Raw genomic sequence first — 20,541 nt, 5'->3', positions numbered from 1 at the left:
CCCTGTCGATCTCGGCGCCAAGCTTGTTACATATCGGTGCAGAGCAAAAAAGGGCCAGCCTCTGCAAACAAGAATGTCCCTGGAGCAATGCCATGATCAAGCGAATCTGGAACGGCTATACGAACCGCGAAAACGCCGACGCCTATGAGCACCTTCTCGACACTTTTGTATTTCCGGGCATCGAAGCGAAAAAAATCCCCGGTTATCGCTCTATCGAACTGCTGCGACGCGAGGCAGGCGACGAGATTCAATTCACCACGGTGATGAGCTTCGATTCGCTCGACAATGTCATCGCCTTCCAGGGCGCCGATTACGAAGCCGCCTATGTGCCGGAGGAAGCCCGGAAGATTCTCAAACGCTGGGACCAGCGCTCGACACACCACGAGGTGCTGCAGACGAGGATGTACGGCTGAATTCAGAGCGAAACGAGGCGATCCGCAGTCACTGTGCCGGCATCGGCCCGAAGCGGATGCGGAAGCGGCGGTTCTCCCGGCCCTTCTTCTCGATCTTGCCGATATGGATCTCGCCGACCTCGCCTGTTGCCGCGACATGCGTGCCGCCGCAAGGCTGGCTGTCGATGACTGCATTGTCGCCGATGCACACCAGCCGGATGCGGCCGGTGCCGGACGGCGGACGGACGTTCTTCGACTTGACCAGCGTCGGATTGGCGGCAAGGTCCTCGTCGGTGATCCAGCGGATGAAGATCGGATGGTTGGCGTTCACAAGCTCCAACAGCCGCGCCGTCACCAGTTCCTTGGTGTAGCTCGGATCGGGAATGTCGAAATCGACGCGGCTGTCATCCTCGCTGACCGCAGCACCTGTGATCGGGAACGGGCAGACGACACTGAGGAGATGGCAGGCCGTGTGCATGCGCATCAGCAGAAGGCGGCGCGGCCAATCGATCGCGAGTTTTACGGATTCGCCGACCGCCGGCAAACTTTGGCCAGCGTCGGGAACATGGATGATCTCGTCCTTGGTCTCGCCGGCCACCGTCGCGGCGACCGCCAGGCGGGTGCCATCGGCGCGAACGATATGCCCGGTGTCGCCGGGCTGGCCGCCGGACGTCGCATAGAAGATCGTCCGGTCCAAAATGACGCCGCCGCGGTCGTTGACGCCGACCACCTTCGCCTCGGTCTCGCTGAGATAGGCGTCGTCGCGGAACAGCGTCTCGGTATGGAACGGCATCAGGCGACCTGCTCGAACGGCACGTCGATCTTTGGCGTCCGGTCCATCCAATCCGGGACCGGCAGGTCTTTTGTCCGCAGGAATTCGGGATTGAAGAGTTTCGACTGGTAGCGCGTGCCGTAGTCGCAGAGCACCGTCACGATCGTGTGGCCGGGGCCGAGGTCGCGCGCCAGCCGGATGGCGCCGGCGATGTTGATGCCGGTCGAGCCGCCGAGGCAGAGCCCCTCCTCCTGCACCAGGTCGAAGATGATCGGCAGCGCTTCCTCGTCGGGGATCTGGTAGGAAAAATCGGGCGTGAACCCATCGAGATTGGCGGTGATGCGGCCCTGGCCGATGCCCTCGGTGATCGAACTGCCCTCGGCCTTCAACTCGCCCGAGGTGTAGTAACTGAACAGCGCGGCGCCGAGCGGATCGGCGATGGCGATCTTGACGTCCCCGCTCTTCTCCTTCAGCCCGGCCGCGACGCCGGCCAGCGTACCGCCGGTGCCGACCGCCGACACGAAGCCATGCACCTTGCCGCCTGTCTGTTTCCATATCTCCTGCGCGGTGGTCACGACATGGCCGTCGCGGTTGGCGACATTGTCGAACTGGTTGGCCCAGATCGCCCCACTGCTCTCGCTGCGGGCGATCTGTTCGGCCAGCCGGCCGGACAGTTTCACGTAATTGTTCGGGTTCTTGTAGGGCACTGCCGGCACTTCGATCAGTTCGGCGCCGAGCAGGCGCAACGCGTCCTTCTTCTCCTGGCTCTGGGTGTCGGGGATGACGATGACGGTGCGGTAGCCCAGTGCCTTGGCGACGAGGGTCAGGCCGATACCGGTGTTGCCGGCGGTGCCCTCGACGATGACGCCACCGGGCTTCAGCAGCCCGCGTTTCTCGGCATCGCGGATGATGAACAGGCCGGCGCGGTCCTTCACCGACTGGCCGGGATTCATGAACTCGGCCTTGCCGAGGATCTCGCAGCCGGTCTCTTCCGAAGCCCGGCGCAGCCTGATCAGCGGCGTGTTGCCGATCGCGTCGATGACGGAACCAAACATGAGATCATTCCCGTTGTCGCCGGGCGGGCCGTCAATCTGCGCCGCCGCCATTGATGGACAAACCGCAGCCGCGGCCGGCCACAGCGTTGCCAGACTTCCTGCCAGAGACCGCCGGGACATTCAACATGCGCATTGCCGGCGAAAATGCTTGGCCTATCCGATTTCAGGCCCCCGGTTGCGTCGAGATTGTCGAAAATAAAACGGAATTTGATCTGGCTGGACAGATTCGGCGTAAACGTGACAAATGCCGCTGCCATCATGCGGCCTTCAATGGATCAATGACTCCCGACGCCCGAGAAACCCTCGACGTGCTGCTCGCCCGCTATGTTGCGGGCGGCCTGCCCGCGCCGGTGCGCGTGCTGGTCGAGAGCCATCTGGCGATCAAGCCGGAGAGCCGGACTTTCGTCTCGCGGCTTGAGGCGCTGGCGGGCGCTGGGCTGGCCGACGCGGAGCCGGTCCCGCTGGCAGACCGCCAGCACCGACTGGACGCCATCTTCGCCAGTCCGTCGCATGCCGTTGAAGGCCGCCGTCCCGAGACCGGTGGCGTGCTGCCCCGGCCGCTTGTCGATTTCATCGGATTCGACGTGGCGGAGGTGCCCTGGCGCACAAAACTGCCGGGATTCAAGGAATACAGCCACGGCGAGATCGACGGCTGCAGCGCCAGCCTGTTCTGGCTGCGGCCGGGCCGGGCGATCCCCGACCACACACATGAGGGCTCGGAGCTTTTCCTGGTCCTCGACGGCGCGTTCAACGACCGCTTTGGACGCTATGCGCGCGGCGACATCTCGATCGCGGACGAGACGGTCGACCATCGTCCGGTCGCCGAGACAGACCGGCCTTGCATCGGCTTTTCGGTGACCGACGGCGCGCTGAAGCTGACCGGACCTCTGCATCGCCGGATCGCAGACATCGTTGGTTTCTAGGCTACGTGGCTCGGCTTGGCGTCCCGCGAAAACAGATAGATCGCTAGGGCAACCGCCAGCACCAGCGCGATGAACAGGAAAAGCGCTGAGTAAGCTACAGCCGGCTCATCGGGCACGATGTTGTGCGTGACCACCGCGCCGGTGGCGAACTGCATGACGCCGACGCCGCCGATCGAAAAGAAGTTCATGAGCGTGACGCCGCGCCCGATCAGATGGTGCGGCAGGAAGGCGCGGGCATGCGCCATCAGCAAGCCGTAGCTGCCGCCCGCCAGGCCTATGACGACGAACAGGCCCGTCGAGAACGGGACAGATACCTGCGGGTAGAGGCCGAGGCAGATGACGGCCATCAGGCTGATCGTCGTTCCGCCGACCGCAACCCATTTGCGCGTGCCGAAGAACTGGTCGAGCGGCCCGTAGAGGAAGGCGCCGGCCACCATCGACAGCGCCATGAACAAGGTCACGCTGCCGATCTGCAGCACATCGGCCGAAAACACGTCGGCAAGGTAGGGGCCAGCCCACAGGCCGCGAATGCCGACGGAAGGCGCGTAGGCGATTGCCGTCAGCGGAATGATCGCCCACAGCACACGCATGCGGAACAATTCGGCAAAACCGGCAAATCCCCTGCGACCCGCCTGCGTGTTATGGGGATGATCCGGATCGCGGACCAAAACCAGCAAGGCCGCAGCCACAAGCAGCGTGAGCAGGCAGAGACCGACCATGACTGCCCGCCAGCCATAGGCCTGCTCCGCATAGGCCAGCGGCGCGGTGCCGATGACATTGCCCGCCGTTCCGAAGGCGACCAGCCACGAAGTCAGCATGGCGAAGCGGACCGGCGAATACAGCCGCGCGAAGATGAACAGCGAAGCCATCAGCACCGGCGCGCAGCCGATGCCCATCAGTCCGGTCGCAGTGATGATCATCAACGGCGTGGTGGCCAAGGAGAACAGAAGCGTGCCGCCGCCTGCCCCGACGGCGAGCAGGACGGCCGCCGTGCGGCGCGGCCCGATACGGTCGAGCGCCACCCCAATGGGAAACTGCGAAACCGCGAAGGTCAGGAAGAAGGCGCCGGAGGCAACCGAGAAATCGCCCTTGGTGACGCCGAGTTCGCTGCCCAGAACCGGGGTCAGCACCGCCAGGAACGAGCGGTAGAATTGCGAGAGCACATAGGCGATCGCCAGTGCCGCTATGCCGGCCATCCCTACCTCCCATAGAAGAACGGCGGCCGAAGCCTTCGCCTCGACCGCCGTATTTTATCGGCCAACCGGATGCAATTGGACCAAACGAGGGTTCGGTCGGCACAAAGGGAGGGCAGTCGGCAGTCGGCAGTCGGCAGTCGGCAGTCGGCAGTCGGCAGTCGGAACAAGTTGAAACGCGGAAGCAACCCGTCCAGCCCTGAATGGCCCACCTACTGCCGACTGCCGACTGCCGACTGCCTACTGCCTACTGCCGACTGCCTACTGCCTACCATCAAGCAGCCCGAGGTGCGTTGCCGCGACCGCGGAACGGCCGCTTCTTGCCGGCGAAACGCTTCTCGCCGGCTGGCTGGCCGGCAGGACGGCCCTCGCCCGCAGGCTGGCCGCCGAAGCGTTTCTCGCCACTTGGCTTGCCGGAAAACGACTTCTGGCCAAAGCCCTGGCGCGGCCTGTCGCCGCCCGGACGGCCGGCGCGGTGGTGTTCGCGCGGCTGCGCGGCGTCCCGGTCCTGGCGCGGCTCGTGGCTGCGCGGCTCGCCCTGCGGGTCCGGTTCGCCGAGATGATCGGCCAGCACCGGCAGCTTCATGCGGATGATGCGCTCCACTGAGCGCAGCTTCGCGTTCTCGCTCGGATCGCACAGCGTGATGGCGATGCCGTCGGCGCCGTTGCGGCCCGTGCGGCCGATGCGGTGAACGTAGCTCTCGGCCTCGTCCGGCAGGTCGAAGTTGATGACATGCGAGATGCCGGGAACGTCGATGCCGCGCGCGGCGATATCGGTGGCGACGAGGATGCGCACGGAACCGTCACGAAAGCCGTTGAGCGCCTTCTGGCGGGCGTTCTGCGACTTGTTGCCGTGGATGACCGCGGCCTGGATGCCGTCGCGCTCGAGATCGCGCACGACGCGGTCTGCGCCATGCTTGGTGCGGGCAAACACCAGCGCGGAGCTGATCGCCGGGTCGGCCAGCATGGTCGACAGCACCTTGCGCTTCTGCTTCAGGCGGGCGAGCACGACGCTCTGCCTGATCTCGGCGGCCGTGGTGCCTTGCGGGGCGACCTCGACATGCACCGGGTCCTTCAGGATGCCGCGCGCCAGCTGCTCGATTTCGGCCGGCATGGTGGCTGAGAACAGCGCCGTCTGGCGCTCGGCATGCGTCGCCTTGGCGATGCGCTTGACGTCGTTGATGAAACCCATGTCGAGCATGCGGTCGGCTTCGTCGAGCACCAGCCAGCGGGTCTCGCTGAGCTTCACCTCGCCCTCGCGAACGAGGTCGGTGAGACGGCCGGGCGTGGCGATCAGGATGTCCACGCCCTGCGCCATGCGCTTGACCTGGCTGTTGCGCGACACACCGCCGAGCACCAGCGCCGTCGAGATATGCATGCCCTTGGCGAGCACGCGGATGGTGTCCTCGATCTGCACGGCAAGTTCACGGGTCGGCGCCAGGATCAGCGCGCGGGCGGTGCGCGGCAGCCGTTTGGTGCCGAGCGCAGTGATCCGGGCGAGAATCGGCAGGCTGAAGGCGGCTGTCTTGCCTGAACCGGTCTGGGCGACGCCCAGAATGTCGCGGCCGGCAAGCTGCGGCGGAATGGCCTGCGTCTGGATCGGCTTCGGCATGTCGAAGCCGGCATTTTCGGTGGCCTTCAACAGCGCACCGGTAATTCCAAGGGATGCGAAACCGTCAAGGTTCGCGGAAATTTCGATATCCAAGTTCTTCTTCTTTCGCGCGGCCCAATGGCCGCGAATGACCCGCCGCGGCGGGGCGCAACCCACCATCGACGATAATTTCATGAAACGACAAGGCGGCGGGCAATCTTTGCCCGCGCGGCTGCGCTGTCGTGCCCGCGCTTCAGAAATCGCGGGGCTTCGTCTCCAGACCGATTTATTCGGGAAGGAGAACTACAGACGCAACCAGTCCCATCCGATGAGGAGAGCCGCAAATCGCGCAGCCCAAGCGCCTTGTGAGTGGGCATATGGCGCATGAGAGACAAAATTGCAAGCGGCGATAGTGCATCGCAGCAATGCTCCGGCCAAGACGCAGCCGGATTGCGGTCAGCCCGAAGCCGCCTTCTTCGCCAGTGATTCCAGCTTCAACACTGAATTCCAGTTGCGCGCCGTGTTATCGACGCCGATCAGCTTGTCGAAACGCTCCGCCATCTTCGACGTGCCGAAGCCGACCGGCGTATGGAGATAGGCGACCTTGCCGACGATCTCGATCCTCTCGCCTTCCTTCGCATAAGCTCGGATCGCCTCGACATTCTTGTCCTCGGGCACTTTTTCCAACACCGCCGCATGCAGGAATTTTGGCACGGAGGCCGCATCCGGGAACGGATTCCTGGCGATCAGTTCGGACCATTCATCAAGCGTCGGCGCGTGGATCTTCTTCTCGAAGCCGAATTCCCTGCTTGCGATCGCCGCCACCTTGGCGATCATTTTTTCCCGCGCCATGCCGGTGCGGAGTATCGCGTTGCCGCTGTTGATGTAGGTCGCGACGTTCTCGAAGCCGGCCGCAGTCAGCGCTTGCCTCAGCGGGCCGGTGGGCAGTTGCGTCGCGCCGCCGACGCCGCGGAACAGGAGAATGAAAACGGTCTTGTGCAATTCTAAATTATCCTGTTGTATAGAATATAATCGTTTAACTGACAATTTTGCAGCATAGAAAATGCCTGAGAGTTGGAAATTTGCCCTCGAAATTGCCAAGCTTTTGGTGGGCGCTTCCGTTCCTGCGATCATAGCTTACTACGGTACAAGCCTAAATAAGAGGCTAAAATCGATTGATCAGGCACAATGGCAAAATCGCAAGATAATTGAAATACGTCTAGATATATACAAAGATGTATCGCCAAAGCTGAATTCCATGTACTGCTTTTGCCGATGGGTTGGCGACTGGAAGGAAACAACACCCGTCGATATGATAAAATTAAAACGGCAGACAGATAAAACCATAAATGTATATAGGCATTTATTCAGCGAAAGCTTTTATAATGCCTACAACGCCTTTATCCATACTGTATTTAAGACTTTTACAGGAGCTGGCGAGGACGCGAAGATCCGATCCGAGGTTAGCGGAGGGAACGGTGACCGCCGCGTTGTCTTTAAAGACAGTTGGAAGCCGGAATGGGATGGCATGTTCTCACCCGGCAAGATGCCATCCCGCGTTGAGCTTGAAACAAAATACCTGGATTTGATGCAAGAATTTCGATCTTGTATTGGTCTCAAAGAAATCGAGATCAAATGATGAACCCTGCCAGGGTCTCGTTCTCGGTGATGTCCTGATAGGCCCAGCCGGCCTCGTGAAACCGTTTCGCCAGCACGCCAAAGTTCCTGGAATCCCTGGTTTCGATGCCGATCAGCACCGAGCCGAAATTGCGCGCCGATTTCTTCAGATATTCGAACCGCACGATGTCGTCGTCGGGTCCGAGCAAGGCGAGGAAATCGCGCAGGGCGCCCGGCCTCTGCGGAAAGCGGAAAACGAAATATTTCTTCAGCCCCTCGAATCGCAGCGCCCGCTCCTTCACGTCGGGCAGCCGCTCGAAGTCGAAATTGCCGCCGGATACGACCGCCACGACGGTCCTGCCCTTCAGTTCGCGCTTCGAAAAGTCCTTGAGCGCGTCGATCGCCAGCGCGCCAGCAGGCTCAAGCACGACACCCTCGATGTTCAGCATCTCGATCATGGTGGCGCAGAGCCGGTTCTCGGGGATAAGCCGGACAGACTCTTCCGGAAAATCCTTGAGATAGCGCAGCGGCTCGCGGCCGATCTCGGCCACCGCCGCGCCATCGACGAAATTGTCGACTTTCGCCAGTTTCACACGCTTTCCGGCCTTGAGCGCCTCTTTCAGGCTCGGCGCGCCGGCCGGCTCGCAGAAGACGAAGCGCGATTTTTTGCCCTGCCCGCCGAGATAGCGGGTGACACCGGCCGCCAGCCCGCCGCCGCCGACCGGAAGGATGACGATATCCGGCGTCGCGCCGTCCGGCATCTGCGCGGCGATCTCGTAGGCAACGGTCGCCTGCCCCTCGACGATGTCCTTGTGGTCGAAGGGCGGCACCATGTGACCGCCGCTCTCCTCGCAGAACGCGAGCGCCGCCTTCAGGCAATCGTCGAAGAAGTCGCCGACCAGCCTGATCTCTACGAACTCGCCGCCGAAATGCCGGGTCTTGTCGATCTTCTGCTGCGGCGTCGTCACCGGCATGAACACCACGCCCCGCTTGCCGAAGTGACGGCAGACAAAGGCAAAACCCTGCGCATGATTCCCGGCCGACGCGCAGACGAACAGTTCCGCCCGGTTGCCGGCCTTCAGCGCCTTGCGGAAAAAGTTGAAAGCACCGCGGATCTTGTAGGAGCGGACTGGCGACAGGTCCTCGCGCTTCAGGAAGATGCGCGCGCCGGTCTTGTTGGAGAGATAGATATTCTCCTGCAGTGGCGTCTCCGGGAAAAGATCGCGCAACGCGCTCGCCGCTGCGGCGACGCCTTCGACAAAATCCGTCATATTCATCGCTCCGGCGATCCAGCGCCGCCATTCACACCTAACATGAGGGCGCTATGGCATATCCGCACCTAAGGTTCAGCAATAAATGAATCGAGGCGGCATGTGCTGGACCATGGCGGTGCATCGGGATAACAGGAATGAAGAGTTCTCCGTTGTCGCCGAGGGGTCATGCGAGGGGGTCGTCTGCCGAGGCTGATGTTGATTGCTTGTGCGCTGGCGTTTGCCGGCTGCGCCAGCGACGCGACGCGCGACCTCATCTCCGCCAACGTCACCGCCGTGCCGGCCACTCAGATCGCCGCCGAACATCAGATCTTCGTCGCCACGACCCGCGCCAAGTCCGAACGGGTGGAGGAGATTTTTGACGGCAGGCGTTCGCCGACGACCAGCTATGCCAAGGTCGATATAACCGTCCCAGCCATCCACAAGACCGGCGAGATCGAACGCCGCAAGAAGAACCAGCCCGCCGATCCGTCGAAGTTCATGGTGGCCCAATCGGTCACCGCCTACGACGAAGCCGCGTTCAGCAAGGCGCTGCGCGCCGATATTGCGAAACATGGCGGACGCGCCTTGGTCTTCGTCCATGGCTACAACACCGCCTTCGACGGCGCCGTGTACCGGATGACGCAGATCGTCAACGACTCGGATTACAGCGGCACGCCGGTGCTGTTCACCTGGGCATCCGGCGGGCGCACGCTCGACTATGTCTACGACAACAACAGCGCGAGCGCGGCGCGCGACGCCCTGGAAGCGACGCTTCGGCTGGTGGCCAAATCCGGGGCCAAGCGCGTCGACATCATCGCGCATTCCATGGGCAACTGGGTGACGATGGAGGCGCTGCGCCAGTTGGCGATCTCGGGCGACCGCGATCTCGGCAACAAGCTTGGCGACGTCGTGCTGGCCTCACCCGACATCGACGTCGATGTGTTCAAGTCGCAGATGGCCCGCTACGGGGTGCCGGACAAGCCGTTCATCCTCTTCCTGTCCGGTGACGACAGGGCGCTGCGCATCTCCGGCCTCATCGCCGGCAAGCAGCCCCGGGTCGGCGACTATGGCAATGCCGCCGATCTCGCCAAGCTGGGCGTCGTGGCGGTAGACCTGTCCAAGGTCAAATCCGGGGACCGCCTCAATCACACGAAGTTCGCCGAAAACCCCGTGCTGATCAAAATCCTCGGCGAGCGGCTGAAGCAGAACAGCAGCCTCGTCTCCAACCAGGAAGAGGCCGACCAGCGCCTCGCCTCGCTGACCGGCGGCATCACCGGCACGCTTGCTTCCGCCGCCGAGGTCATCATCACCACCCCGTTGAACGTGGTGAGGATTGCGGTAGGCCAGTAGCGTCCTTGGCTGCGACGATTTGACCGCAGCCGCTTCCCGATCTGCGTTTTCCTGGCCCGGCCGCGGCGCAGCCGATGATCGGTTGACCGTGAAAACCAGCCTTCAGCCCAGGCGCTTCTCGTAGACGAGCGCCGGGATGGCGAAGGCCGAACCGCCGCAATTGACTATATCGCCCTGCGGCGCGAAGCCGTTCTTGCGATAGAAGGCGATCGCCGCAAGGTTTTGGGCCTCGACTTCGAGCCGGATCGTCCTCGCGTCCGGAAAACTGTCCTCGATATCGTGCAGCAGCAACTGGCCAAGCCCACGCCGCTGAAACGCCGGCCGCACATAGAGCTGATGGAGGATCACGATCTTCGGCTCGCTCGTCGCCGCCGCATAGGCCATGCCGCCGAGGTTTTTGCCGTCGTCGGCGACGATGAATTCGGAATTCGGCCGGACCAGACGCGCCTTCAGCGAGGCGATCGAATGCCAATCGTCGGTGATCTCGGTGACCTTGGCGGCGCCATAGATCGAATCGTAGGTGGCGTGCCAGGTTTCGACCAGCAGCGCGCGGACCGCCGGCAGGTCGCGATCGCTGGCGGTGCGCAGGAACATTTTTATCCCTCGACGCCGAGCTTGGCCTTCACCAGGTCGTTGACGGCCTGCGGGTTGGCCTTGCCGCCCGTCGCCTTCATAACCTGGCCGACGAACCAGCCGGCCAGCGTCGGCTTGGCCTTGGCCTGCTCGGCCTTTTCCGGGTTGGCGGCGATCACGTCGTCGACTGCCTTCTCGATGGCGCCGGTGTCGGTCACCTGCTTCATCCCGCGGCTCTCGACCAGCGCCTTCGGGTCGCCGCCCTCGTTCCAGACGATCTCGAACAGGTCTTTCGCGATCTTGCCGGAGATCGTGCCTTCCTTGATCATGTCGATGACGGCGCCGAGCTGGGTCGACGAAACCGGGGACTCTTCAAGGCTTTTGCCGGCCTTGTTCAAGGCGCCCAGCAGATCGTTGATCACCCAGTTGGCAGCGAGCTTGCCGTCGCGGCCGGCCGCTACCTGCTCGAAATAATCGGCGATCGCCTTTTCCGAGACGAGCACCGAAGCATCGTAAGCCGACAGGCCGAGGCTTGAAATCAGCCGGGTGCGCTTGTCGTCCGGCAGTTCCGGCAGGTGCTCGGCCAGCGCGTCGACATAGGCCTGATCGAACTCCAGCGGCAAAAGGTCAGGGTCGGGGAAATAGCGGTAGTCGTGCGCCTCTTCCTTCGAGCGCATCGACCGCGTCTCACCCTTGTTGGGGTCGAACAGCCGCGTCTCCTGGTCGATCTTGCCGCCATCCTCGAGGATGGCGATCTGGCGGCGCGCCTCGTATTCGATCGCCTGGCCGATGAAGCGGATGGAGTTGACGTTCTTGATTTCGCAGCGCGTGCCGAAATCGCCGCCCGGCTTGCGCACCGAGACGTTCACGTCGGCGCGCATCGAGCCCTCGTCCATGTTGCCGTCACAGGTGCCGAGATAACGCACGATGGTGCGCAGCTTGGTCATAAAGGCCCTAGCTTCGTCGGACGAGCGCATGTCGGGCTTCGACACGATCTCCATCAGCGCCACGCCGGAGCGGTTCAGATCGATATAGGACATTGTCGGATGCTGGTCATGCATCGACTTGCCGGCATCCTGCTCCAGATGCAGGCGCTCGATGCCGATCTCGACATCCTCGAATTTTCCTTCGCGGTCCGGGCCGACGGAAACCTTCACCGTGCCCTCGCCGACGATCGGCTGCTTGTACTGGGAAATCTGGTAGCCCTGCGGCAGGTCCGGAAAGAAGTAATTCTTGCGCTCGAACACCGACTTGTGGTTGATCTGCGCTTTCAGCCCGAGCCCGGTGCGGATCGCCTGGCGCACGCACTCCTCGTTGATCACCGGCAGCATGCCCGGCATCGCGGCATCGACCAGGCTGACGTTGTCGTTGGGCGCGGCGCCGAACGACGTCGAGGCGCCCGAGAACAGCTTCGCCTCGGAGGTCACTTGGGCATGGACTTCCATGCCGATGATCACCTCCCAGTCGCCTGTGGCGCCGGGGATAAAACGTTTCGGGTCGGGCGTGCGTGTATCGATGAGGGTCATGTCGGCCTGGATGTTTCGATTGTCGCGTGCGGTTTTCGCACGGCGGACTGTCGTCTTTCGCTAGTGCAAAGCAGGGAGCTAGGCAAGACTCGGGCGGCGTCTCGGGTTGAATGTCGGCTATGGGTGAGAAGCGGTCGATGGCCGCCATTGGAACCATCTTAAGGTGGGCCCAAAGTTAAATTCGGCTTGTCAGCATCTTCAGACCGGCGAAAGCATAGAACGCGCCGAGCGACGCCTGGATCGGTCGTCGCGCTTTCGCGTAAAGTCTGATCATGGGAGCGGACGAGAAGATCAATGCGTAGCCGAGATGGATCAGAATGGAGAGCAGGGTTGTGCCAACGATGATAGCGACGGCAACCCAAGCTGGCGCGTCCGGTTGCAGGCCAAGCGAAATGATCGCGATCCACGCCAGCGCGGCCTTAGGATTAGTCATCTGCACGGTGAGACCGCGTCCATAGTGCTGGAGTTCGGTGGTTGGGTCGCTGTCGAATACACGACCTTCAATAGTCTGGCTTGACGACGCTGCCCGGAACGCCTTGTAGGCAAGCCACAACAGATACAGGCCACCAACAATCTTCAAGACCGTCAGCGCAAGTGCATAGGTTGCAAGCAGCGTCGAAAGCCCCACCGCTGCAAGCGTCCCCCAGATGAAAGACCCCGTCGAGATGCCGAGGGCCAAGGCCACCCCCTGGGATCGACCAAAGCTCATGGAAGTGCCCATCACAGCCATGACATTTGGCCCGGGGCTTATCATCGCAATGAGAAAGGCCGTATAGGCCATCAGGATGCTCGACAGGTAAACGACTATCTGGTCCATATTTTGTCTCAAATTTCGCGGGCTAGAAGTAGGGCAGAAACGGAACTCGTTCGCGCCGGGATGTTTTCGGTAGGAGCTCTTCTATCGTAGCTCTTCTATCGTAGCTTTGAAGTGAGCCGTTTCCTGACGCTGATGCCATCCTGCCCATCGACATAGAGTTCATAGAGAAAGAAACTCGCAGGATTGGTGGCAAGAAGAGCCTGACGCCAGGCTCCGCCAAGGTCGGCGCAACCATCCCTTGAATGAGAGCCGCAACGGCGTCCTCTTCGCCTTCCTCTTCTTCGATATCGATGGCGACCACGAACCCCGTATTCAGGTCAGTAGGCGTGTAGGATTGCTTCTTCATCGGTCTCCCTCTGTCGCAGCCTGTAGCATGGGAAAACATGCCGATGCTTCGGCGAAGATCGAAGTGTTCAATCACTCCTGACATCGGCAACGACTGGCGTTTGGCGACAAAGGGTCTCTCGGCTCGTCGACGTCCTCAACGACCGATACCGCACCTTCAAACCGAAACGCTATCAAGACTCGGCCCCACTGGCTTTCTCCCGCCTTTTCGATTATAGACGCCGTCCTCCCCGATGGAGTGTGGATGTCCACCTACGCTGAGACCCGCTGAAGCCCTGCCTTTTCGGCAAGGCAGGGCCTGAAAACCTGAACCCCGTGCTGCGAGCAATCGCGGCTGCGGCTTTTTGTTTTGGCCATACGGCCAGGTTTTCCCGGGACATTTTTCCAATGGACATCTCGCGCACGGAACAGCGCATATTGCATCTGCTCGCCCAGGGCGGGCGCATCGAAATCGAAAAGGACGGACGCAAGCGGATCGCGGCGGCGCATTGCCTGACGCGCGACGGCTGGCGTTATCCGGGCTTCGATCTCGACCTCTTCCGCAAGCTGAAGCGCAAGCGGGCGGTTTCCTCGTCGCAAGGCGGCCCCTATCGCATCACCCGGCGCGGGCTGGAACTGGTGCGGTCGGAACTGGACAACCGATAGGCGAAGGGTCAGCTGTCGGCGTCGACATAGACGAACGCCTCGGCACCCGAATTCAGCCTGACCGCGATCCGCTTGTAGTCGGCGACCTCGTATTGGTCGGCGGCTGCCAGTTCCGCCTCGGTGATCGCAAACACCGTGCCGGCGATCTCATCTTCGGGATCGCCGGTGCGTCTCAGGATCGGATGGCTGGATTGACCACTGGTCGCCACCACAGCCGGATCGGCATCGCGATCATCGACAGCGCAAAGCCGGGCAGCGTGTCCTCGCGGCCCTCCAGCAGCCTGCCGAACGTCGCCAGTTGCACATCGGCAAGACGCAGCGTGCCATAGGAGAACAATTTTTCCGAAGCGTCGCCGCTCATCAAGGCCCTTTCCGGTCACTAGGCTGGCAACGACGCAACGACCAAATCCTCACGCCGTCGCGATATATTCCCGAATCTGGTCGGCCTCGCGCTCGACATCCTCGATCCGGCGCTTCACCACGTCGCCGATCGAGACGATGCCGTCGAGTTGGCCGTTCTTCTCGACAGGCAGATGGCGGAAGCGGCCCTTGGTCATGATCTCCATGACCTCGTTGACGGTATGGTTCTCGTTGCAGATGCTGACCTTCGGCGTCATCACCTCGCGGATCGTCCGTTCCAGCGCCGCAGCACCCTCCCTGCCGATCTGCCTTACGATGTCGCGTTCCGACAGGATTCCGACGATCTTGCGGTCGCCATTGGTGACGACCAATGCGCCGATGCGGTGGTCCGCCAGCATCTGGACGGCGGTGGAGAGTTTTTCGTTGGGGCCGACCGTCAATACGTCGTGGCCCTTGCGTTCCAGGATTGCCTTCACCGTCATGGCGTCCTCCACCTGTCGTTGACCTGGCACGGCGGCGCGATCAGCCCACGCCGAGCCGTGGATGCATCGTGCCTGTCGCGCCCGGCCATTGCAAGTGTTTGAACCCTGGCGGCGTGCCGGCTACTTTCGTCGCCAAGGCCTAGCGGCGCCGGCCCAGGAAATACGGAATACCGAGGAAGCCGGCGACGAAGCCGCCTATATGCGCCTCCCAGGCGATCGCCGCGTCGGCACCGGGACCAAAACCGTAGAACCCGGTCGCGAGGTTGATGATCATCCAGAAGGCGAGGAAGGTGACCACCGTGCGCGAGCGAAGCACCAGCGCGACCGGCAGCGCCGGTCCGCCGAATGCGGCGCGGCCGCCCCGGCGCTCGATGCGGAAGGCGAAGCGGGCGGCCGCCCCCATCATGCCGGAAATCGCACCCGAGGCTCCGATGAGCGGCCCCTGGGCAAGCGGATGGATTGCCCAGTGCAGTGCCGCGGCCGCCACGCCGGTGACCGCCCAGAACAGGACGAACCGCGCCACTCCGATCCGGTTGGCCAGCGGCGAGCCGAAGACCGCGAGCCATATCATGTTGATGCCGAGATGCAGCCAGCCGCCGTGCAGGAAGGTGTAGGTGAACGGCGCGGTGAAGACGTAGATGTCGATCTCGAAGATGCCGGAATAGCGCACCGGTATGAAGGCCGTGCGCAGCAGCAGGGCGGTGTCCTGATCGATGGTCAGCAGGTAGACCCGGATGATGTGCACCGCCGCGCAGAGCGCGACCAGCAGGAGCACGATGCCGGGAATGTTGAAGACCGGCTCGCGTGGCGGGTTTTGCGGCAGTGCCGGGGTGTCGTGTGGAGATTGCTCGTTCGTCATACCTGCTTGCTAGCGCATGCGTGGCCAAAGCTGAATGGCCGGGTGATGCGAAGTTCTCGGATTCTGCAGGCTGCGCCGCGCGCCATCGCTCCGAATCATCGTCGCGCCGGCGAATCAAAAAAATGGCCGCCCCGGAAAATATCCTGGGCGGCCGGTTCGAGCCCCCGCTCTCCCCAAAATCTTTGACTGAAGTGGCGCCAGTCGATGTCTGCGACCGCGCCGTGGAGTGACTACAGTCATCTCACGCCCTCCGGCGGCGCGCAATCTAAACCGAAAATTAACCCTAACGGGCCCGAGCCGTGAACAACCGGAAGGCATGCTGGCACGCTTCCTGCTCCACACCGCATGTAGGCAACCAGCGGACGCTGTTTTGTCTGTGCCTGACACAGGGGACGACAAAGCGCGTGGAGTGGAGCGGTATGAAACGGGAAGCATCGGTCAACCTGTTCCAATATTGGAACCGACTGCGGGATGGGCGTGCGGCGCCCAGGCGCACCGAAATAGAACCCGCGGACATCAAGGCGCTGCTCGGCGACACGTTCATTCTCGAGAGCGATGCGCGCGGCGAAGCCGTCTTCCGGCTGGCCGGCACGCGGCTCTGCGCGATCTACGGCCGGGAACTGAAGGGTTTCGCCTTTTCCTCGCTGTGGAGGGAAAAGGACAGCCGCATGGTGATGCGGCTGGTGCGCGGCGTCTTTCAGGACAAGGCCGTGCTGGTCATGACCTATGACGGCATCTCCCGCACGCAACGCACCGTGCCGATGGAACTCCTGCTGCTGCCGCTGGACGGCGGCGAGCAGAACCGACGCGCCCTCGGCATCGTCTCGTCCGAGACCAAACCCTACTGGCTGGGCGCGGATCCGGTCAGCGACGCCGCCGTCGAGACCGTGCGGATCGTCGATCCGGATCGCGAGCCGATATTCCTGAAGAACCGGCCGCCGGTCCGCATGCCAGCGCTGGACAGGGGCATGTCGGACGATCCGCTGCGATTGGGGGCGCGGCGCATCCGCCACCTGCTGGTCCTGCCCGGCGGCCGAACTGAATAGTTGGTCCAAACCGCAAAACACCGGGCGCGATTACCGCCCGTTAACCTATCCGGCGATATCTAGTTGCCATCCAGCTAATATTGCGCGGATTTGGACGGTCGAGCGGAGCAGGAAGAGTGATCAGGGCGACGGGAATAGACCAATCGCCATCCAAGGTCGAGCGGCGCAACTTCCAGCGGGTGCGCGTGAAGATCTACGGCCGCTTCATGCTTGAAGACCGCACCGAGCATGCATGCCAGGTGATCGACATGTCACCGGGCAATGTCGCGTTGCGCGCCGACAAGGTCGGCCAGCCCGGCGAGAAGGTCATCGCCTATATCGATCATATCGGGCGCGTCGAAGGCGTCATCACGCGGACTCTGGAAGACGGTTTCGCGATGACGGTCATCGCGTCCGACCGCAAGAAGGACAAGCTGGCCGCCCAGCTGACCTGGCTGGCGAACAAGCACGAACTGGACCTGCCGGAAGATCGCCGCCACGAGCGCATCGCGCCGCGCAATCCGGTCAGCATGCTGCAGCTCACCGACGGCCGGCAATACCAGTGCCGGATCATCGACCTCTCGCTCTCTGGCGCAGCCGTGGAGATCGACGTCAAGCCGGCTCTCGGCGTGCAGGTCATACTCGGCACCATGCGCGGCCAGGTCGTCCGTCATTTCGACGACGGCGTCGCCGTGGAATTCGCCGTCGTCCAGCGCACGGAAACCCTCGAATCGGAATTCGCCGGCGACGACGAGTAGGCTAACCCCTCTCCTTCCGCCGCGGACTGCACAGCGGAACTGCCTATCCAACTTTCAGCGCTTGCCGGATTTTTGACGGCTCGCGACAGTGCGCCGAGTTTTGCCAGGAGGCAAGGCGAACAGCCACTGTTTGAGCGTCGATCAAATTCCATTTGTCTCCGATAGCCTAGCACGTTCCGATCCACGCTCGGAACGTCAGCGGAAGCTGCATTCGATGCCCGCTTTTGTTTGCCGGTCGTGGAGAGGCCCTTGAGCGGCAAGCCCGGCGGTTGCCATACTTAACGATTTCCAACCAAAACGATTCAAATTATATACTTATACAAATTAAAATATATAAGAATTCACTTCAGTTTCTATTCAATATCTACTTCGTCGCTTTGCGTCAAATAAATCCGCCTCTGTCATTGTCTCTTGGAACGGGGAGACGGGACGATGATGACAACAAAGGGAATGCCGCTGCTGTTCGCGGCGGTCTTCGGCGCGATGACCGTGACGGGCGCCGCCGAGGCGGCGGGATCGTTCATGAAGACCGGTGGGCGTACCACGCAGCCGGTCGGGCACTACGAATTCTGCCAGAAACTTCCTGCCGAGTGCCGGCAGAAAACCGCGCGGCACGCGCCAATGGAATTGTCGCGACGCCTGTGGTCGGCAATCGTCAGCGTCAACAGTTCCGTGAACGCGGCGGTCGCGCCCAAAACCGACATGGAGATGTGGGGTCGCGAGGAGGTTTGGTCCTATCCCAACGGCCAGGGCGACTGCGAGGACTATGTGCTTGAGAAGCGCCGTCAACTGATGGCGCTCGGCGTCCCGGCCGGCGACCTGCTGATAACGGTCGTCCGCCAGCCGAATGGCGACGGCCACGCAGTGCTGACCGTCCGCACCAGCCTCGGCGACTTCGTGCTCGACAATCTCGAGCCGCGGGTGCTCGCCTGGGACGAGACCCCCTACACCTACCTCAAGCGCCAGTCGGATTCCAATTCGGGCGTCTGGGTCAAGATCAATGACGGGCGCGCCGAGGCGGTCGCCAGCGTCAAATAGCCGAATTCCAGGAAAACCCGGTCGAATCCCCACCCTCCCCGTCCCCACGACCGGGTCTAGGAGCCGGCCCCCGTCCCCGGGGCCGGCTCCGTCTTTTTCGGGGTGCGGTTACGGCCGTTCCTTCAGGCCTGCCCGGAAGCGCCTGCCGTTGCTCACGTAGTGGTCCGCGGACTGCGTCACCCTTGCCACGCCCTGTTCGTCGAGGGTGCGCACGGCTTTCGCCGGGGAACCGACAATCAGCGAGTTGTCCTCGAAGATTTTTCCCTCGGTGACCAGCGCGCCGGCGCCGACGAGGCAGTTCCGGCCGATCCGCGCGCCGTTGAGCACGATCGCACCCATGCCGACGAGGCTGTTGTCACCAATGGTGCAGCCATGCAGGATGGCGCGATGGCCGATCGTGCAGCCGGCGCCGATGTCGAGCGGGAACCCCGCATCCGTGTGCATGACGACATGTTCCTGGACGTTGGTACGGGCACCTATGGAAATGCGCTCATTGTCGCCCCGGATGACCACGCCGAACCAGATGCCGGCATCCTTGCCGACCAGTACGTTGCCGATGATCGTCGCGTCGGGAGCAATCCAGTTGCTCTCCTCGTCCTCGAATTCGGGTGATTTGCCGTCGATCGAATAAAGAGGCATCAAACTCTCCGCGCTGGCGTTTCCTGTCGTCCGTGAGAAGCCGGATCGACCGAAATCCGGACCCTCATAGAAGTCCGGACGTACGCTGCGCAAGACCGATCGCGCAAAGGCGATTTCCGCGATCCTACCCGTGCGTTTACGGCTCGTTTACCATGCCGATGCACAGTCGCGATGGATGAGTCAGCAACACTCGCGCCGCTGCCGAACGTGCCGGAACCGGGCAGCACTGCAATGAAGGCCCCGCAATGACCGCAGCCACGGCCGACACCGCCGCCGACGAGAGCGGTCCGATCAGTTCGCGTCTGATGACGCGGATCTTCATCACCTTCGCGGTGCTGGCATTGCTGTCGCTGGCGTTGGGCATGGCCGGCAAATGGTTCGGTTCGTCGATCGCGCTTGCCGGCTACACGGACGATCCCTCCCCCAGGAAAGTGGTGATCGGCAACAATGTGATCGTCGCGCCGGCCAACACCATCCGTTTCGAGCGGGCGCGCCGCGACGGCATCGCTTCCCGGCTGGACCTCTATTTGCGCTGGCCGCTGCTTGACGGCTACAGCGAGGCAGCCCGCAACGATTTCAACAATGTCGACGGCGCGCGGAAGATCCTGTTCCTGGGGTTCGAGGAGCGCATCATGTCGCGCGACATGAGCGGCCGCTTCGCACCCATCTACCGCTCGCTGATCGTCACGCCCGGCAGCAAGGGACCGGCGGGGCTGACCATTTTCGAATTCACCAAGAAGTCCGGCTATCTGAACGAGGTTCTGGCGGTCGCGTCGCGGGGATCGAGGGAACCGTTCGTCGCCCGCTGCCTGAGTGGACAGAGCGCCGAGGAATCGCTGGCGCCCTGCGAGCGCGACGTCGATTTCGGCGACAATCTCAGCCTGACCTACCGGTTTCCACGCGAGTTGCTGGCCGACTGGAAGACGCTCGACGCCATGGTGATGGAGAGAGCGGCCGGGATGCTCAGAACCGCCCGATAGACGCGGTTTCCCGTAAGCGCTTTTAGGCCGCCTGTGCCTTTGCGCGGCGGCCCGGGCCGAAGGTCTCAGGCGAGGTCGATATCGAGGATCGCCATCGAGAAATTATAGTCGCCGTCGTCCTCGTCCTTGAACACAAGACCGAGGAACTCGTCGCCGACATAGACCTCGGCCGAATCGGTCTTGCGCGGGCGCGCCTTCACCTGCATTTCCGGGTTGCGGAACGTACGTTTGAAGAAGGCGTCCAGTTTCTTGATCTCGTCGGGCTTCAAGCTTTTTCTCCCCGTTGTGGGATTGATTGCGAATGGAGCGCGCTTCTGGCACGGGGGAGAACGGAGTGTAAAGGCCACC

The 20,541-nt window shown here is 62.4% G+C and carries 25 protein-coding genes; 9 read left to right on the top strand and 16 right to left on the bottom strand.

Going from position 1 to position 20,541, the window contains the following annotated elements; all coding sequences use genetic code 11:
- The first annotated feature begins 92 nt into the window (after positions 1-92).
- The gene (locus tag ACSBOB_RS16840) at positions 93-413 is read left to right on the top strand and encodes an antibiotic biosynthesis monooxygenase (protein ID WP_442583527.1); all 321 of its coding nucleotides are present in this window, start codon (positions 93-95) and stop codon (positions 411-413) included.
- 28 nt (positions 414-441) lie between these two features.
- On the opposite strand, the gene ACSBOB_RS16835 is transcribed toward ACSBOB_RS16840, so the two are convergent.
- Positions 442-1,185 carry an alanyl-tRNA editing protein gene (locus tag ACSBOB_RS16835; RefSeq protein WP_442583526.1) on the bottom strand — a complete coding sequence of 248 codons (744 nt, stop codon included), beginning with the start codon at positions 1,183-1,185 and terminating at the stop codon, positions 442-444.
- The gene (locus tag ACSBOB_RS16830; protein WP_442583525.1) at positions 1,185-2,270 is read right to left on the bottom strand and encodes a cysteine synthase A; all 1,086 of its coding nucleotides are present in this window, start codon (positions 2,268-2,270) and stop codon (positions 1,185-1,187) included. Before ACSBOB_RS16830 ends, ACSBOB_RS16835 begins: the two co-directional genes overlap by 1 nt.
- Positions 2,271-2,497: 227 nt before the next feature.
- Between ACSBOB_RS16830 and ACSBOB_RS16825 the strand changes: the two genes are divergently transcribed.
- Positions 2,498-3,142, top strand: a complete 645-nt coding sequence (locus tag ACSBOB_RS16825) for a ChrR family anti-sigma-E factor (protein ID WP_442583524.1) — start codon at positions 2,498-2,500, stop codon at positions 3,140-3,142.
- On the opposite strand, the gene ACSBOB_RS16820 is transcribed toward ACSBOB_RS16825, so the two are convergent.
- From ACSBOB_RS16820 to ACSBOB_RS16810, 3 genes are all read right to left on the bottom strand, one after another.
- Positions 3,139-4,338, bottom strand: a complete 1,200-nt coding sequence (locus tag ACSBOB_RS16820; protein WP_442583523.1) for an MFS transporter — start codon at positions 4,336-4,338, stop codon at positions 3,139-3,141. The two genes, ACSBOB_RS16825 and ACSBOB_RS16820, sit on opposite strands and share 4 nt — an antisense overlap.
- Positions 4,339-4,609: 271 nt before the next feature.
- Positions 4,610-6,040, bottom strand: coding sequence for a DEAD/DEAH box helicase (locus ACSBOB_RS16815; RefSeq protein WP_442583522.1), 1,431 nt, complete (start codon positions 6,038-6,040; stop codon positions 4,610-4,612).
- Between the two features lie 342 nt (positions 6,041-6,382).
- Positions 6,383-6,928, bottom strand: a complete 546-nt coding sequence (locus tag ACSBOB_RS16810; protein WP_442583521.1) for a DUF1697 domain-containing protein — start codon at positions 6,926-6,928, stop codon at positions 6,383-6,385.
- 61 nt (positions 6,929-6,989) lie between these two features.
- Here ACSBOB_RS16810 and ACSBOB_RS16805 point away from each other — a divergent pair, with 61 nt between their 5' ends.
- Positions 6,990-7,565 carry a hypothetical protein gene (locus ACSBOB_RS16805; RefSeq protein WP_442583520.1) on the top strand — a complete coding sequence of 192 codons (576 nt, stop codon included), beginning with the start codon at positions 6,990-6,992 and terminating at the stop codon, positions 7,563-7,565.
- On the opposite strand, the gene ilvA is transcribed toward ACSBOB_RS16805, so the two are convergent.
- Entirely contained in the window at positions 7,558-8,814 is a 1,257-nt protein-coding gene (gene ilvA / locus ACSBOB_RS16800) for a threonine ammonia-lyase IlvA (protein WP_442583519.1), read from the bottom strand. The genes ACSBOB_RS16805 and ilvA overlap by 8 nt on opposite strands.
- 168 nt (positions 8,815-8,982) lie before the next feature.
- On the opposite strand from ilvA, the gene ACSBOB_RS16795 reads away from it, so the two are divergent.
- The gene (locus ACSBOB_RS16795; RefSeq protein ID WP_442583518.1) at positions 8,983-10,146 is read left to right on the top strand and encodes an alpha/beta hydrolase; all 1,164 of its coding nucleotides are present in this window, start codon (positions 8,983-8,985) and stop codon (positions 10,144-10,146) included.
- Between the two features lie 102 nt (positions 10,147-10,248).
- On the opposite strand, the gene ACSBOB_RS16790 is transcribed toward ACSBOB_RS16795, so the two are convergent.
- The 4 genes from ACSBOB_RS16790 to ACSBOB_RS16775 all read right to left on the bottom strand — a co-directional run bounded on the left by ACSBOB_RS16790 (position 10,249) and on the right by ACSBOB_RS16775 (position 13,408).
- Complete coding sequence (locus ACSBOB_RS16790) at positions 10,249-10,740, bottom strand: GNAT family N-acetyltransferase (protein ID WP_442583517.1); 492 nt, start codon at positions 10,738-10,740, stop codon at positions 10,249-10,251.
- 2 nt (positions 10,741-10,742) lie between these two features.
- Entirely contained in the window at positions 10,743-12,245 is a 1,503-nt protein-coding gene (gene gatB / locus ACSBOB_RS16785) for an Asp-tRNA(Asn)/Glu-tRNA(Gln) amidotransferase subunit GatB (RefSeq protein WP_442583516.1), read from the bottom strand.
- Between the two features lie 175 nt (positions 12,246-12,420).
- Entirely contained in the window at positions 12,421-13,062 is a 642-nt protein-coding gene (locus ACSBOB_RS16780; RefSeq protein WP_442583515.1) for a LysE family translocator, read from the bottom strand.
- A gap of 22 nt (positions 13,063-13,084) precedes the next feature.
- The gene (locus tag ACSBOB_RS16775) at positions 13,085-13,408 is read right to left on the bottom strand and encodes a hypothetical protein (protein ID WP_442583514.1); all 324 of its coding nucleotides are present in this window, start codon (positions 13,406-13,408) and stop codon (positions 13,085-13,087) included.
- A gap of 386 nt (positions 13,409-13,794) precedes the next feature.
- Here ACSBOB_RS16775 and ACSBOB_RS16770 point away from each other — a divergent pair, with 386 nt between their 5' ends.
- Positions 13,795-14,052, top strand: a complete 258-nt coding sequence (locus ACSBOB_RS16770; protein ID WP_442583513.1) for a YjhX family toxin — start codon at positions 13,795-13,797, stop codon at positions 14,050-14,052.
- 8 nt (positions 14,053-14,060) lie between these two features.
- On the opposite strand, the gene ACSBOB_RS16765 is transcribed toward ACSBOB_RS16770, so the two are convergent.
- From ACSBOB_RS16765 to ACSBOB_RS16750, 4 genes are all read right to left on the bottom strand, one after another.
- Entirely contained in the window at positions 14,061-14,261 is a 201-nt protein-coding gene (locus tag ACSBOB_RS16765; protein ID WP_442583512.1) for a gamma-glutamylcyclotransferase, read from the bottom strand.
- Entirely contained in the window at positions 14,225-14,413 is a 189-nt protein-coding gene (locus tag ACSBOB_RS16760) for a hypothetical protein (protein ID WP_442583511.1), read from the bottom strand. Before ACSBOB_RS16760 ends, ACSBOB_RS16765 begins: the two co-directional genes overlap by 37 nt.
- A gap of 49 nt (positions 14,414-14,462) precedes the next feature.
- The gene (locus ACSBOB_RS16755; protein ID WP_442583510.1) at positions 14,463-14,894 is read right to left on the bottom strand and encodes a CBS domain-containing protein; all 432 of its coding nucleotides are present in this window, start codon (positions 14,892-14,894) and stop codon (positions 14,463-14,465) included.
- Between the two features lie 139 nt (positions 14,895-15,033).
- A complete protein-coding gene (locus ACSBOB_RS16750; RefSeq protein ID WP_442583509.1) occupies positions 15,034-15,753 on the bottom strand; it encodes a rhomboid family intramembrane serine protease in 720 nt (239 codons plus the stop codon).
- Between the two features lie 419 nt (positions 15,754-16,172).
- On the opposite strand from ACSBOB_RS16750, the gene ACSBOB_RS16745 reads away from it, so the two are divergent.
- From ACSBOB_RS16745 to ACSBOB_RS16735, 3 genes are all read left to right on the top strand, one after another.
- Complete coding sequence (locus ACSBOB_RS16745; protein WP_442583508.1) at positions 16,173-16,799, top strand: PAS domain-containing protein; 627 nt, start codon at positions 16,173-16,175, stop codon at positions 16,797-16,799.
- 119 nt (positions 16,800-16,918) lie between these two features.
- On the top strand, positions 16,919-17,536 hold the full coding sequence (locus ACSBOB_RS16740) for a PilZ domain-containing protein (RefSeq protein WP_442583752.1): 618 nt from the start codon (positions 16,919-16,921) through the stop codon (positions 17,534-17,536).
- A gap of 432 nt (positions 17,537-17,968) precedes the next feature.
- The gene (locus ACSBOB_RS16735) at positions 17,969-18,574 is read left to right on the top strand and encodes a transglutaminase-like cysteine peptidase (protein ID WP_442583507.1); all 606 of its coding nucleotides are present in this window, start codon (positions 17,969-17,971) and stop codon (positions 18,572-18,574) included.
- A 108-nt stretch (positions 18,575-18,682) separates the two neighbouring features.
- Here ACSBOB_RS16735 and ACSBOB_RS16730 read toward each other — a convergent pair whose 3' ends face one another.
- Positions 18,683-19,213, bottom strand: a complete 531-nt coding sequence (locus tag ACSBOB_RS16730; protein ID WP_442583506.1) for a gamma carbonic anhydrase family protein — start codon at positions 19,211-19,213, stop codon at positions 18,683-18,685.
- 245 nt (positions 19,214-19,458) lie between these two features.
- Here ACSBOB_RS16730 and ACSBOB_RS16725 point away from each other — a divergent pair, with 245 nt between their 5' ends.
- A complete protein-coding gene (locus ACSBOB_RS16725; RefSeq protein ID WP_442583505.1) occupies positions 19,459-20,193 on the top strand; it encodes a hypothetical protein in 735 nt (244 codons plus the stop codon).
- 65 nt (positions 20,194-20,258) lie between these two features.
- Here the strand turns inward: ACSBOB_RS16725 and ACSBOB_RS16720 are convergent, their stop codons facing one another.
- Entirely contained in the window at positions 20,259-20,462 is a 204-nt protein-coding gene (locus ACSBOB_RS16720) for a DUF3126 family protein (protein ID WP_442583504.1), read from the bottom strand.
- Positions 20,463-20,541: the final 79 nt, after the last annotated feature.

This window comes from Mesorhizobium sp. KACC 23794 (assembly GCF_052180275.1).
Taxonomy (GTDB): domain Bacteria; phylum Pseudomonadota; class Alphaproteobacteria; order Rhizobiales; family Rhizobiaceae; genus Kumtagia.
Note: the sequence above shows the minus strand (reverse complement) of the source record. Positions and strands in the feature narration are given on the sequence as shown.

What these genes read in the sequence shown, in the direction of transcription:
- ACSBOB_RS16755 (WP_442583510.1), bottom strand. Translation starts at nt 14,894, where the DNA reads ATGACGGTGAAGGCAATCCTGGAACGCAAGGGCCACGACGTATTGACG.
- ACSBOB_RS16760 (WP_442583511.1), bottom strand. Translation starts at nt 14,413, where the DNA reads ATGAGCGGCGACGCTTCGGAAAAATTGTTCTCCTATGGCACGCTGCGT.
- ACSBOB_RS16830 (WP_442583525.1), bottom strand. Translation starts at nt 2,270, where the DNA reads ATGGCGGCGGCGCAGATTGACGGCCCGCCCGGCGACAACGGGAATGAT.
- ACSBOB_RS16820 (WP_442583523.1), bottom strand. Translation starts at nt 4,338, where the DNA reads ATGGCCGGCATAGCGGCACTGGCGATCGCCTATGTGCTCTCGCAATTC.
- ACSBOB_RS16835 (WP_442583526.1), bottom strand. Translation starts at nt 1,185, where the DNA reads ATGCCGTTCCATACCGAGACGCTGTTCCGCGACGACGCCTATCTCAGC.
- ACSBOB_RS16745 (WP_442583508.1), top strand. Translation starts at nt 16,173, where the DNA reads ATGAAACGGGAAGCATCGGTCAACCTGTTCCAATATTGGAACCGACTG.
- ACSBOB_RS16780 (WP_442583515.1), bottom strand. Translation starts at nt 13,062, where the DNA reads ATGGACCAGATAGTCGTTTACCTGTCGAGCATCCTGATGGCCTATACG.
- ACSBOB_RS16790 (WP_442583517.1), bottom strand. Translation starts at nt 10,740, where the DNA reads ATGTTCCTGCGCACCGCCAGCGATCGCGACCTGCCGGCGGTCCGCGCG.
- ACSBOB_RS16795 (WP_442583518.1), top strand. Translation starts at nt 8,983, where the DNA reads ATGCGAGGGGGTCGTCTGCCGAGGCTGATGTTGATTGCTTGTGCGCTG.
- ACSBOB_RS16840 (WP_442583527.1), top strand. Translation starts at nt 93, where the DNA reads ATGATCAAGCGAATCTGGAACGGCTATACGAACCGCGAAAACGCCGAC.
- ACSBOB_RS16805 (WP_442583520.1), top strand. Translation starts at nt 6,990, where the DNA reads ATGCCTGAGAGTTGGAAATTTGCCCTCGAAATTGCCAAGCTTTTGGTG.
- gatB (WP_442583516.1), bottom strand. Translation starts at nt 12,245, where the DNA reads ATGACCCTCATCGATACACGCACGCCCGACCCGAAACGTTTTATCCCC.
- ACSBOB_RS16825 (WP_442583524.1), top strand. Translation starts at nt 2,498, where the DNA reads ATGACTCCCGACGCCCGAGAAACCCTCGACGTGCTGCTCGCCCGCTAT.
- ACSBOB_RS16735 (WP_442583507.1), top strand. Translation starts at nt 17,969, where the DNA reads ATGATGACAACAAAGGGAATGCCGCTGCTGTTCGCGGCGGTCTTCGGC.
- ACSBOB_RS16725 (WP_442583505.1), top strand. Translation starts at nt 19,459, where the DNA reads ATGACCGCAGCCACGGCCGACACCGCCGCCGACGAGAGCGGTCCGATC.
- ACSBOB_RS16730 (WP_442583506.1), bottom strand. Translation starts at nt 19,213, where the DNA reads ATGCCTCTTTATTCGATCGACGGCAAATCACCCGAATTCGAGGACGAG.
- ACSBOB_RS16770 (WP_442583513.1), top strand. Translation starts at nt 13,795, where the DNA reads ATGGACATCTCGCGCACGGAACAGCGCATATTGCATCTGCTCGCCCAG.
- ACSBOB_RS16775 (WP_442583514.1), bottom strand. Translation starts at nt 13,408, where the DNA reads ATGAAGAAGCAATCCTACACGCCTACTGACCTGAATACGGGGTTCGTG.
- ilvA (WP_442583519.1), bottom strand. Translation starts at nt 8,814, where the DNA reads ATGACGGATTTTGTCGAAGGCGTCGCCGCAGCGGCGAGCGCGTTGCGC.
- ACSBOB_RS16750 (WP_442583509.1), bottom strand. Translation starts at nt 15,753, where the DNA reads ATGACGAACGAGCAATCTCCACACGACACCCCGGCACTGCCGCAAAAC.